Annotated in this window: 10 protein-coding genes; 8 read left to right on the top strand and 2 right to left on the bottom strand. The window is 37.8% G+C overall.

Annotated features, from left to right (window positions below):
* The first annotated feature begins 10 nt into the window (after window positions 1-10).
* From AB5916_RS01890 to AB5916_RS01860, 7 genes are all read left to right on the top strand, one after another.
* Window positions 11-871 carry a hypothetical protein gene (locus tag AB5916_RS01890; RefSeq protein WP_368189034.1) on the top strand — a complete coding sequence of 287 codons (861 nt, stop codon included), beginning with the start codon at window positions 11-13 and terminating at the stop codon, window positions 869-871.
* 12 nt (window positions 872-883) lie between these two features.
* Complete coding sequence (locus AB5916_RS01885; protein WP_368189033.1) at window positions 884-3,265, top strand: DNA topoisomerase; 2,382 nt, start codon at window positions 884-886, stop codon at window positions 3,263-3,265.
* Between the two features lie 98 nt (window positions 3,266-3,363).
* Window positions 3,364-5,430, top strand: a complete 2,067-nt coding sequence (locus tag AB5916_RS01880) for an AAA family ATPase (RefSeq protein ID WP_368189032.1) — start codon at window positions 3,364-3,366, stop codon at window positions 5,428-5,430.
* A gap of 242 nt (window positions 5,431-5,672) precedes the next feature.
* On the top strand, window positions 5,673-6,533 hold the full coding sequence (locus AB5916_RS01875) for a sigma-70 family RNA polymerase sigma factor (RefSeq protein WP_368189031.1): 861 nt from the start codon (window positions 5,673-5,675) through the stop codon (window positions 6,531-6,533).
* A 74-nt stretch (window positions 6,534-6,607) separates the two neighbouring features.
* A complete protein-coding gene (locus tag AB5916_RS01870; protein WP_368189030.1) occupies window positions 6,608-8,557 on the top strand; it encodes an ATP-dependent DNA helicase RecG in 1,950 nt (649 codons plus the stop codon).
* Window positions 8,558-8,622: 65 nt separating this feature from the next.
* Complete coding sequence (locus AB5916_RS01865; protein WP_368189029.1) at window positions 8,623-10,920, top strand: hypothetical protein; 2,298 nt, start codon at window positions 8,623-8,625, stop codon at window positions 10,918-10,920.
* A 1-nt stretch (window position 10,921) separates the two neighbouring features.
* A complete protein-coding gene (locus tag AB5916_RS01860; protein WP_368189028.1) occupies window positions 10,922-11,200 on the top strand; it encodes a hypothetical protein in 279 nt (92 codons plus the stop codon).
* Between the two features lie 26 nt (window positions 11,201-11,226).
* Here the strand turns inward: AB5916_RS01860 and AB5916_RS01855 are convergent, their stop codons facing one another.
* A complete protein-coding gene (locus tag AB5916_RS01855; protein WP_368189027.1) occupies window positions 11,227-11,469 on the bottom strand; it encodes a hypothetical protein in 243 nt (80 codons plus the stop codon).
* A complete protein-coding gene (locus tag AB5916_RS01850) occupies window positions 11,466-12,173 on the bottom strand; it encodes a hypothetical protein (protein WP_368189026.1) in 708 nt (235 codons plus the stop codon). Before AB5916_RS01850 ends, AB5916_RS01855 begins: the two co-directional genes overlap by 4 nt.
* Before the next feature lie 540 nt (window positions 12,174-12,713).
* Here AB5916_RS01850 and AB5916_RS01845 point away from each other — a divergent pair.
* A partial coding sequence (locus AB5916_RS01845; RefSeq protein ID WP_368189025.1) for an IS200/IS605 family accessory protein TnpB-related protein occupies window positions 12,714-13,693 on the top strand: 980 nt, incomplete at its 3' end.

Genomic DNA, 13,693 nt, shown 5'->3' with positions numbered 1-13,693 from the left:
CATATTGTAAATGAAATATAAACTGGATGACGATGTCTGTGGTAGAAAGGAGCTTTATACTATGCAAAAAATAACTGTTTCATATCAAGAATATGATCAGCTGTGTCAAAAAGTTTCTGAACTCAAATGCAGGTTATCAAGACTGCCTACAAAAAAAGAAATTGAGGAGATATCTTCTTATATGACCGGATATTTTTTTTCTATTTTGACGTGGCTTGTTGAAAATGAGAATGGTATTCCAGAAACAGAGGAGGGGGATGCATTAAGGGAGTATGTAAATGACAGAATCGATGAGGGTATTGAACATTATATGTCTTTTCAGAATGATATAGAAAATCCAATTGAAAAATGGAAAATCAACTTAAATGATTACTTAAAAGCGTATGAAATAGCTGAAAAGCTTGATTTTCTTGAGATAAAGGATTTTCCAAATGTAAAACAGGCAAATGAATGTATTAAACCTTTGGTGAAATATCATTTTGGCTTCATCCTTGTCCTGTTGTTGAGACATAAAGACATTGAAAACTCAGTGGAATATCAGAACTTAAAGCAACTCCTGGAAGATAATTTTGAACTGGTATCAGATAAGAAGAGAATTAAGATGTCTATGGAAGAGTATGAGCAATTATGCCAGTCTGTTGAAAACTGTTACGTTAAAAGGAAAAGATGGTGGCCGACTGAGGAAGAAATTAACGACATTATCATTCCAAACCTTGAACTGTGCTATGACTTTGTCGTATGGATCCTTGAAACGGGTCCTGATCCAGTAAAACCTAAAGAAAAAAAATCAATGAAAATCCTTCAGGAAATCATCCGTGAAAATACAGATTTTTCAGAGGAAAAGAAGATTCCGTGGATTTCAAATTTGTGAAAAGAGGTTCTTATGAAGTACTTATATATAGCAGAAAAACTATCTTCCATGCAGGCTGCCCAAGGTGCTTATGAGGCAGCAGGCTGTCCTCTCGGGCAGATTGATTTTGTTGGGCTCGCAGGACATGTATGTGGTCTTATGGAACCAAAAGAATATTCACAGTGGCAGAAAAAGTGGAGAGATCTTACACTTCCTATGGTTCCAGATGATTTTCTTGTAAAACCATTAAAGAAAGATATTGTAAAAAAGATTCGTGATATGCTGAAAAATGGAAATTACGATGCGATCATTGTAGGTACCGACAGTGATGTGGAAGGAAATGGAATTTACGCCCTCCTTGAAAAATATCTGCACCTTGAGAACTTTAGGGTATTTCGTTTTTTTGAAAAGGACTTGACAAGTAAAGAAATCATGAAATCATTTGCAAACCTTACAGATTTTCATACAAACCCACGTGATGTAGGTATGACACAGGCGTATTGGATAAGAGCAATGTTCGACTGGCTTATTGGATTCAACCTGTCTGTAGCATATACAGTCAAAACAAACATGAATATGAGAGTTGGGAGGGTTAAAGCCCCCACTTTAAAGCTCGTATATGATAACTGCCGTGCGATTGATAATTTTGTAAAAAAAAGTTCTTATCTTCCGACAATCATTACTGCAGATCCGGTAATTACAGCGACCTTGATTGATGAAGAAGGAAAGGATTTTGCATATCCGGAAAGAACAGATGCGGAATTATTTCTTAAGAGTCTTGGTGATACTGCCATTGTAAAAAAAGTCGAGAAAAAAAATGAAAAAAAACCGCCACAGCAGCTTTACAAGCTCACTGATGTCCAGTATGAAGCTGGACAAAAGTATGGATATTCTCCTGAGCAGGTGCTGAATTTCATCCAGTCTCTTTATGAGAAAAAAGTCGTATCGTACCCAAGAACAGAGGGTAAATACGTTTCTTCTGAAAAAGCAAAGGAATTTCCTGTACTTTTAAAGGCTGTTGCAGCCGTTCCTGGGCTTTCAGAGGTTGTAGAAAATATTACCCCGGCAGATATTCGGAAAGCTTCCAGTAGTAAGCGCTTTGTTAATGACACGGAAGTAAATAAAACATCCCATGATGCACTGATCCCCACTGGCAAGAAACCAGATTATACAGAGATGTCCAAAGGGGAGAAAGATATCTGCACAATGATCTATAAACGTTTTCTTGCAATATTTCTTCCAGATCTTATAGAAGAAAAAAGAAAATATTATCTTGAGGTGGATGGTAACCCTTTCATATGTAAAGGTTCTACTGTTGTAGACAAAGGATTTACGGCTATCTTTGATACTAAGCCAAAAGAAAACCTTCTTCCTGATGTAAAAGAAGGGCAGAAACTGGATATTGATAAAAAAGATGTCCATGAAGTAGTATCCAAACCTCCAGCCCGTTTTACACAGGGAACTCTGTTGAAAGAAATGGAGAACATCCAAAAATATATGCCGGAATCTGAATTTAAAACAATTATGAAAGAGGTGGAAGGTATCGGAATGCCGTCTTCCAGAGCAAAGATTATTTCAGACCTGTTATCTACCGGCTATATGATGGAAAAAGGAAAAGGCCTTTACATGACGCCTATGGGAATTTCCTATATCCAGTATCTGGATGGCCAGAGTATCACGGATCCAGTTCTATCTGCACAATGGGAACTCCACATGAAACATGTCCGTGAAGGGTCTGAGTGTTTTGATAAAGTTCAGGAACAAATATTGGATTATGTAAAAGGAGCTGTGAAAGAGACTATGGACCATGAATTTAAACAGTTTGAAGATCCGGTAAAGAAAAATACTGAAACAGAGCTTATGTGCCCGGTGTGTGGTCACCCACTTAGAAAGATGAACTGGGGATATGGATGTTCGGAATATCAGAACGGCTGTAAATTTGCCATTGGTAAAATCTGCGGAAAGATGCTTACAGAAAGCCAGGTAAAAAAACTTCTTAACAAAGGGGAAATTGGTCCTCTTACAGGCTTTACCAAAAAGGATGGATCCAAATTTGAAGCAACTCTTGTTCTGGAAGAAGAAAAAACTGCAGATGGTTCTTTTTATAAAGTTGGGTTTAAACGATTTGCATCCAAAGAAGCGGAAATGCCTGATTTATATGCAAGGTGTCCGAAATGCGGAGGGAAGATCATCAAAGGCCCATACGGATGGATATGTGAAAAAGGATGTAAGCCTATTGTAAGCTATGAGATATGCCATAGAAGAATGGAACAGGATATGGCAGAAGCATTATTTACAGCAGGGCAGACTCCGGTATTGGAAGGTTTTTTTAGTGATAAAAAACAGAAATATTTCCAGGCAGGTCTTAAAATAGACGGAGACAAAGTCTCTTTCTATTTTCCACCTCGTAACTAACAGGAATGAGCCACAGAAATGTGGCTTTTTTCTTTGTAAATCATCTGGAATTACATATTAAATGTGAAATATATTTTATGAAGAAAGGAGATCTCAACATGAAGATCAAAAATTTGAAAGTAGAAAACTTTAAATCTTGTCCGGATGGTGTATATGAATTGTCTAAAATTAATGTTTTAATTGGGAAAAATGGAAAAGGAAAAAGTTCCCTGCAGCAGGCACTCAGATATCTTTTAAATGGATCTCTGCCAGATGATCCTATTCGCCATGGAAAAGATCATCTAGCCGTGTTTGCTGTTGTTGATGATGGACAGGATACAGAAATTGGAAGAGAGTATTATCTTCCTGATACATACCGTATTAACGGAGAAAATGTGAGGGAAAAAATATTTGTCCAGAATGTTCAGAAAAGGAAAGCTGAATGCGAATATGGAAATATTCAGATTGCACCTTCTGGGATCAGCAATCCCGCTTTTGTCGGAATGGAACAGAATACATTATGGGAGTTTTTTATTACTGGTAAAACGGATGGATATCGTATTTCTGGAATAAAAGAACTAGAAGTTGCTTTTGCAGATGGAACAACTTTTTATGCAAGGAAATCTAAACCTTCCAAGTGTACTGTTAATGGGAAAAAAGTTACTGCAAAAGTTTTAACAGAACTTCTTGAAGACCGTCTGCAGGGATCTGTAAAGGCTTTGGACATTACAACATCATCCGAAGTCTTAATTGGTATGGAGATGCCTGATTTTGCAAAATACCTGATTTCAGTCGTTCCTGTTACGATGGATTTTGAAAAACTGAGAGAGCTTGCAGGGCTGACTGCTGAAGAAACGGAAATCCTTCGGCCTTTGTTCCCTAAGGCCCCTGCTCCAATCACGATTGCAGATGTTACGAACGTATATAAGACTCTGTTTGAAATCAGGGCAGTCCTGAACAGACAGAAAAATGAATGGCTGCAAAGAGGAACCTATGAAGGAACACTGCCACTTCCTGATAATAATACAGTCTTGGACCGACTGTATACCGTTAACCAGGAACTCGGAGCTATTAAGGAATTGGAAAAATCCTGGGTTGTCTATAAAAAAAGAGTCGATGAACGAAACCGTGCTATCCAGACGTATACAGCCTGGGTCAAAGAGTATAACAGTATGGGACAGGTCTCTTATTATGACGCCAATGCATTGCGGGAAATTCAGAATTCTGAAAATATAACAAGGCAGAGTATAGAACAGTGTGTCCGGAATATATCCAGTTTAAGACAGTCCTGCAATCCTCTTTATAAGATGGTAAGGAATCTGGATTCTAAGATTTGTCCTTTATGTGACCGTTTGACCTGTAATACTGATAAAACCGGATGCAAGATGGATATCGAAAATAATATCAGGGATATTGAAAACAATATTAAACAGACGGAAGAACAGCAGAAGATCATGGAACGGCAGCTTTCTGAAATATTGGAGAGAAGAGACCGGATGAATGAAGAAGTCAAGAAATATGAAAACAGGCGTAATCTTTATCTCCGTATTCAGGAACTTAAAAAATCTATTCCGGAAGCTCCTGTTGAACCAAAACCTGTTCCCTCTGCAGAACATCTTTTGAATGAATCCAAAAGATACAGTATGTATGCACAGCAGATTTCTGTTTTTAATGAATGTTGTAAAGCAATGGATAAGTATCACGTTCTGAAAAAAATGTATGAACTGTATTGTGGTCTTGTATTGAAAGCAGAACCTAAGAAGGGACTTCTTACCAATACGATTCTGGATTTTCTTCTGCAGCCTTTCCGTGACCATGCAAACGGATTTATTAAGACTGTGTTCCATGATACGGAAATCCGTTTTGAAATGGGTGATAACGGCCTTGAGGTAAAATGCCGTCCACACGGAAGAACTTGTTTCCTTCCTTTGAAAGCTCTGTCTGATGGTGAAAAACAGCTTGCAGTTCTCACTTTGATGGATATGATTTCTACCATTTCAGGGACAAGAATCCTGGTATTTGACCGTATGGAATCAATGGACAAAGATGCTATCAATTCCTTATTCAGAACGCTTCTGACTGAAGAGGTTATGGAACGTTATGATCATATACTTTTAGCTTCTGTTGATCATGAAGAGATTGTAACTTCCGTAGATAAGTACAAGTTTCATAAAATTCATTTTTGATTGATTCTATCGCCTAGCTTATGACTTAAGTTGTGAGTTAGGCGTTTTTTTATCCTGGCCGCGGAGAATACCCTCGCATCTAAGCGTCAGCGTACAATGCGTGAATTCACTGGAATAATTAGACAGACTCAAATTGTATAAAAGCATTTCTTTTAAGAAAAAATATAATTATCTGGATTCACCTAGCACATTTTTGACATTATCTGACAGAATGAATGAAATAATAATCTGGAGGAGATTTTATGAAATTGAAAAATGTTAATATTTTAAAAGGCTGTATACTTTCAGACGATTTGGAATTATCAGCATATGCTAGGGAAAAACTGGAAGAAAATGGAATTATGTTTGAAAAAAGTTACTGCACCAAGACAAAAAGGTTAACAGACCATCAGTTGTATGAACTGTATCATAGTGATGATAACTTCTTATCTAAGAAATCTAAGGATCTGGTAATTAGGTATTATAATAATTACATTTACTCGCTTATACATGATTATTTTAATTCATACAGGCTAGATTATCTGGAAGATCTTTATCAGTGTGGAGTGGTTGGCTTGTTAAAATCGCTTGCATATTATGATGGATCATATACAATTACAACATATAGCCGAATGTATATTCTGCATGAAATGACAGGGTACGTTTATTACTTAAAAAATATACCTTCTACTCATTACGCAAAAGTTAGGCGTATAGTTATGAATGCAGAAGAAAGAATGGAAAAAGAAGGGATATTGGCTACAGATGAAGATATCGTAAAAGAAACAGGCCTCAGTATGAAAATTGTTAAAAGAGAGCGTCAGTTATTAAATAAAGCAGGTATGGTATATTTGGATTCATATTCAACGGAAAGTTTGGATTCTTATTTTAATACCTATGAAATTGACAGTATGGTTGAAGAAGCTGTTTTTAACAAAATTAAATTTGAGCAAATGATAGAAATTTTGAAAAAACTGCCGGAATATCAAAAAAGTATTATATATCTAAGAATATTTAAAGGTAAATCTTTTAGTGAGATTGCAAAAGAATTGGGGATTGATAAAGAAAAGATACGTACAAGATATTACCATACACTGTCTAATGTTCGAAAAAAGATGAACTGAAAATTTCTTATAAAAATATCTTCCAATATGTCTAATATGACATATTAAAAGAAATTTCAGTTCCGGAGGCAAGTATGCTCATTTCAGAATTAGATGGCATAAATAAAAAAACAGTTAATTTATTAAAAAAATTGAAGATAGAGACCACAGATGATCTTTTAAAACATTATCCGAGAAGGTATGAAGAACATCCATTTCCTATATGGATAGCTGATATGAAGGCTGGCGAAAAATGTTCTATATATTGCAGAATTAACCATAGGGCATATGAAGGAAAAAAAGGTCTTATGACTTTGAATATAGAAGACCAATCAGGGAAAACATCCTGCAAATGGTTCCATGCGCCTTATATCAGCAAAATCCTTGAATACGGTTCATATTATGTTTTCTCTGGAACCGTAAATGAATATTTAGGAAGAAAATACCTTATGCAGCCTACATTCATGAAAGCAGAGGAATATCAGAAGATTATGAATTCCCTGACACCTGTTTATCCTCTTACAAAAGGGCTTACAAATGAAACTCTGTTTAAGCTTGTAAAGAAATATCTGATCGAGATGGAAGATCCAGAAGAAACCCTGGATGCAGAGATCCTAAAACGGTATCAGCTGATATCTAAAGGGGATGCAATCCGTTGCATTCATTACCCAGCAGACGCAATGTGTCAGAGATTAGCACGCCGAAGACTGGTGTTTGAGGAATTTTATAACCTGATTTTTGCACTAAAGGATAAAGCAGAACACAGGGGACTTAATTATTACCGTATTCATGATTCGCCAACCATGGATAAAATCCTGGATGAACTTCCGTATGACCTCACAGGATCACAGAAAGAGGCAGTTTCAGATATCCGTAAGGATTTTGAAAAGGAACTGGTCGCAGCAAGGCTTGTTCAGGGAGATGTTGGAAGTGGAAAGACACTGGTTGCGTTACTGTCTATGGTAATCATGGCAGATAACCACTTTCAGTCTGCATTGATGGCGCCGACAGAAGTACTCGCAGCACAGCACTACCGTGAACTCTGTGGGCTTCTTGAAAAAACAGGTAAGATGGAAAAATTTCATCCTGTGTTATTAACTGGTTCCCTGCAGGAAAAGGAAAAAAGTAAGATACGGGAAAAAATAGCTTCCGGTGAAAGCCTGATCATTATTGGAACCCATGCGATTATACAGGATAAAGTTACATACAAGGATCTTGCCCTTGCGGTTATTGATGAGCAGCATAGGTTCGGGGTTGAACAAAGGGATGCCCTGTCAAAGAAAGGCAGCCGCCCTGTCCATACCATTATCATGACTGCAACACCGATTCCCCGGACTACTGGAAATATTATCTTTGGTGCGATGGATATTTCTATTATGAGGGATAAACCGGCAGGAAGGAGCCCGATCATTAATTATGCAATGGATGAAAATAACAGGGAAGAATCATATAATCTCCTGCGAAAGGAACTTTGGGCAGGGCATCAGGCATATATAATCTGTCCTATGGTATCAGGGGATGATGATGGGAAAAAGAGTGTGGAAGAAACAGCGAAAAAGTTCAGGATGTGTTATCCGGGTATCGAAGTTGGGGAGGTGCATGGAAAACTTGACCCGGTGAAGAAGAATGAAGTGATGTCAGATTTTGCTTCTGGGAAAATAAAGATCCTGGTTGCAACCACGGTTGTGGAAGTCGGGGTCAATGTACCAAATGCAACAGTGATCATCATTGAAGGCGCAAATAATTTTGGTATGCTTCAGCTGCATCAGCTACGGGGCAGGGTAGGAAGAGGAAAAGACCAGTCTTATTGTATCTTTATCAATACTTCTGATAAACCGTGTGAAAAATTGGAAGTACTGGAAAAGACAAATGATGGGTTTGAAATTGCAGAAGCAGATTACAATCTGAGGAAAGCAGGTAATCTGCTCGGTACACAGCAAAGCGGTGATATGGGATTTTTACTTGCGGACATCGTACAAGATGAAGAAATCTTAAAAGAAGCGGAAGAAGCTGTATATTTTGCTGAAGAAAAAGGCAGGGTCTGAATGTCCCTTGTCTTTTTTTTCTTTTGAGTAAAAAATAACATATTAAAATAAAAAGGAGGATCCTTATGCATTACAAATTAAAATCACTGACAGCAATGGCTGTAACCGCTGTAATGCTGTTTTCTACGAATGCTAACGCTGCATCATCTTTAGACCACGATATTTATGTGGGTGACGTTGTCAGTATCTCAGCAGCGGATCTCCGGGTTCAAAACGATTATAGGTCCATGGATGAGGTGACGAAAGAATACACCCAGGACAAGGAAAAAATATCTTCCAATGGAACTTTGATTGATTCAGGGGATGGAAAGCTGAACGATGGAACTTCAATCATTTCGGGCCTGGTATCAGATAAAGATCTTTTAGGAAAACTGCCAAGCAGGAAAAAAGAAACATTATCCTACGAAGAATTTATAAAATTAATTGGTTCACAGAACTCAGAGATTCAGAAAAAGTTTGAAAATGAAAAGAAAAATGCCCAGGAGCAGCAGAAAAAAGCAAATAAATCAGCTGCTGAGATGCTGAGGAAAGCTTTAGAAGAAGCTTTAAAAGGAAAAAACCCTGTTACAGGGGAAATAGGTACGGGGGATGATTTCTATGAGGAAATGCGTAAAGCTGGGGAAGCCTTTCTAAACTGGGTCAGAAGCAGTTCTAAAGAAAATGCAGACAATATTGCCGGAAAAGATATGGGGGAAACTGGGTATGGAAGTTCTTTCTATGACGGAATACTGAAACATGTACAAGATGAATACCGGATGAATGCAGCAAAAGGTGACCAGAGTAAAATTAAAGACCTGGAGCGTCTGGATAAAGAAGATTTTCTTAAGGATACACTTCTCTATAGTGTTGATAAAGAGAATTATCAGGATATCAAATATGTCTGTTCAAAATGTGGAAAGGTTTATGGATTTAATGATTTTTGCGATTGCGGTAAGATCATTGGGAATAATCTGCAAAAATTCTGCTATGAAAATAAAAGTATGACGCAGATGGCTTTCGGCTCTTTCATAGAAGAAAAACAGAAAGATATGTCTGGAATAGAAAAATTCTTTGATAATCTTTCCCACAGTGAAATAACATGTGGAATATGCGGGAAAAGTTTTGACAGTAAAGTTGCAATGCCAGAGTATATGTATACCGAAGAGTATGGATGCCACTTATATTCTTCTGGAAATGTGATCTGTAATAAATGCTACAACCAGTATAAGCCCCAAAATGACGGCACAGAGTACAAAGACCCTTCTAAATGGGCAACAGCCCCAGATATCTGGGATTCACTTTTGGGAAGCCAGGATAAAAATACTTATGTAGATGATTTTATTATTCCGTGTATCAGTGAGACAATGGCAAAGAAAAAAGCAGATGAGGATGTAATCAATGAATATCTTGATATGCTTACAGAGGATGAGAAAAACGCATTCAATAAGGTAGAGGAAGCTAGGAAAAATAATAAATCCTTTGCTCAGAAACAGAAGGAAGAACTTGACAAGTTCATGGAGGACTATTATGACTGGATTAAAGGTGAAATGGACCTGGCAGGCGACGAAATGCCGGATGGCAGTTCCCGTACATGGACGGAAGAAGAAATAGAAAATATACGAAAGGCGATCCAGCAGCTTGAAGCTGGTGGAATCCCTGGGACTGATTCCAGTGAGATAAAGATTATGGATTCGGATGCTTATAATGAAGATATCAATAAGATTTTCATGAACTGGGATGTGGACAGATCAAAATGGACAACGGCTCAGAAAGATTTATATGATAAAATGTACAATATGTGGAAAAATGATACAGGTATACAGAATACTTTAAAAGACATGATCGATAAGGGAATTATTGATAAAAGTAAAACACCTGATCAGATATTAAAAGGAGTGGATGATTATATTGCAGGTTTTACAGCAATTAATGAGGGGGTCACTGTCAATGTAACAATTGATTCTGTTGATGCAGAAAACCATTCGAATTTGAAAAAGTATACAGTACAAGGAGATATCCTTCTTTCAGTTCTAAGTCCATCTGGAAATGCTTTAGTATCAGAGTATCCAATTACAGACAGCCTTGCATATAGATTTTGTCCAGAACTGCCGGGTAAATATTCATTGAAACGAAAGGTCCGGATCTATGATATTGAATGGCAGATTGTTTACCAGAACTATGATGTAAAAGTAGAAGTGGAGATGCCAGATGGGACATCAGAACTGCTGATTGAAAAACAGATTATCCGTGTAAAAGAAGATAAGAGTGGACTCAAGTCTTCCAATATGCGTGAAATTGCAGCTCCGGACATTACGGTCCATGTAAAACCAAGAACCCTGGATATTGACAAAAAAGATTTTTATGACACAGAAAGGATTTCATGACATGACTTGGGAATTATTTAGAATTTCATTTTTTTCAAACCGGTTCCAGCTATTGATGGTATTTGTAATATTTTTTATTGTTGGATGTATTCTGTCACTTGCGACTTGCAAGATTAATAAAGAAAAAAAGAAGAAAGGTTTTAAAGATGGACGGATCCATGGCCCTGTCGAAAAAATAGACCAGCAGCTGTATGATAATTTTAAAGAACTGGACCCATCCCAAAGATCTTTGTATTTAAAAGATGACGTAGAACATCATGCAAGTAAGAAGTATAAATGAGAAACAGGCTCCAAGAAAAAGACTCCTCAATCCGAGGAGCCTTTTTCAATTTCGCTTGAGATTTCTTTTATATTATCTGTACTGAACTCACTTAAGATCGTAGATGATACAATGTACATCATAACAACAAAACCTACATAATAGGCACTGAACCCACGGTTATCTGAATGCATTCTTACGATCTCCAGTATTCGCAGGATTGTTTTTTTAGCAGACATGGCTATGTTATTATGAATTCTGTAATTTTTATTATATATTCTGACAATCATTCTAAATCTCCTTCCAGCTTGTAGTTATATTGATTTTTTTGTTTCCTGCCATTTGGTGCAATCATTTCACGCCCAAATTTAAAACGGTAATAATTGTAATAAAAATTGTTTTTCTGGTGATCTGGAAGCGCAAAGTGAAGGAAATCTACAGGTGTTTCAAAGGTTTCACGGCAAGTGGTAAGAAGTTTATATTTCTTTAATAAAGAATATCCTTCTTCTGAGGCAAAAATACTGTAAAGTTCATTGATGGATGAAAATGATACAAAATGTGTGACCATATATTGTAAGCAGATACCTGCTCTGACATAGCCATCGCTTCCAGAAAAATAGTCTTTAGGATATTTTGAAATTTTGCCATCAATAATCTGTTCATAAATATGAATAGTCTTATCTCTTAAAGAAAGACTCTGGGGGGTAAAGATTAAATTGGCTAAGTAAAAATAATCTTTTTCCCTACTATATTCAATTGGGAAATTGACATATTTCATAAGATCCTGCAGGTGCAGTTTTTCCATGAGTTCTGGTGTCATTCTTTCACTAACGGCTTCTTTGGACCAGCGAAGGTATTTTGTGATTGAATACCTAATAACCGTTAGTGCATTTTTTGAATTTTGCCGATTCTCTTTGTTAAAATACATTTCTGAAAAGTTATCACGTTTACCAATTATAATGTCATCATATTCAACTAATAGTTCATTCATCATAAATACCTTCTTTCTAGAAAGTGTTTGGAGTGCCGGCCTGAAGCAAGGCTCCTTTGTTGTGGTTCTACGGCGTTTCTCAATTTATTATCTTGTTTTTGGCATGCGGAACCTCCTTTCCTGTTTCTTATTTAATATGTCATTTTATGGAAAACTTGGCTGCTTTTTATAAGAAAATTAAAAGACACTTTCATCTCAGCAATTGACTTCTCAAAGATTCCCGCTTGGCTCTCCAAAAGTGTACAGGGTACCAATGCCTGAACCGGCTGTTAAGCAGTCTGGTACAGAAATTAGCTATTTCTTTTTGAAAATGACATATTAGGAATATATGAAAGGAGGATAGTTTTGCAGAAAAGCAAGAAATCTCCTACCTCTAAGACAATAGCCCACAATTGAAAATTTCAGCTGCGCATTCTCGTGACTTTAGTCGTGAGTTAGCGGCTTCTTTAGATTCGCTGTTCCAGTAAGATTTCTTATAAAAAACAGTTGTTTCGTGGAATGTCTTACATATTAAAGATAAGAAATTCGAAAGGAGGAACCTTTATGGATATCTTCACTACCTACAGTGTGAGGATCGACTGTTTTACCCGTATCTTCCAGGATACGGTGAACTTGTACCGCCGGTCTGTAGACTTCTTCATAGGGGTCATCCTTCTGGAGAATGAAGAACTGTTCCGGCTGAGGACACAGACAGAACGGGTCAATGCAGTAGAAAGGACCACGGTCATTACGTCTGGCCGCCCGGAAGTAAAGTATGACTTCGGGAAGGAGTTTTACAAGTTCCCAAGTTACTACCGCCGGGCTGCCATTGCAGAAGCCCTTGGTTCTGTATCTTCTTATCTTTCCCGCCTTGAGTCCTGGAAAAAGGAAAACCCAGAGACCAGAGGCAGGAAACCAGGTTTTCCCAAAGCCGGTTTTACCTGTCCTGCCTTATATAAGATAGGCTGCTACGTTCGCATTTCCGACTATACCGCAAAGGTAAAAGTCTGGGTCCGTAATACCTGGGACTGGGTAACGGTAAACTTAAGAAAGTCAGATGCGGATTATATCTTCCGTTACTGCCGGGACCGGAAAGAATGTGTCCCGGTATTACGGAAGAGGGGAAAGAAGTGGTATCTGGACTTTTCCTTCCAGGAAAAAGTAAAACTGGAAGAAAAGGAGATCTGGAACACCCGGATCCTTGCCGTGGACCTTGGGATCAACAATGCCTGTACCTGCTGTGTCATGGAAGCAGACGGCACGGTCGCAGGAAGGGAGTTTCTTTCCCTTCCTGCAGAAAACGACTGTCTGGACCATGCAGCGGGACGGCTTAAGAAAGCCCAGAGGAACGGAGCAAAGAGAATGCCGCGCCTGTGGGCTGCGGTAAACGGCATCAATGACAATATCGCGGTAAAGACAGCGTCCTTTATCGTGGAACAGGCAGTAAAGTATAACGTGGATACGGTCGTCTTCGAACACCTGGATACTTCCGGAAAGAAGAAAGGGTCTAAGAAACAGAGGCTCCATTTCTGGAAGGCCCAGTA

The organism is Blautia sp. 1033sp1_1033st1_G9_1033SCRN_220408 (assembly GCF_040929965.1).
GTDB classification, from domain to species: domain Bacteria; phylum Bacillota; class Clostridia; order Lachnospirales; family Lachnospiraceae; genus Blautia_A; species Blautia_A ammoniilytica.
Note: the sequence above shows the minus strand (reverse complement) of the source record. Positions and strands in the feature narration are given on the sequence as shown.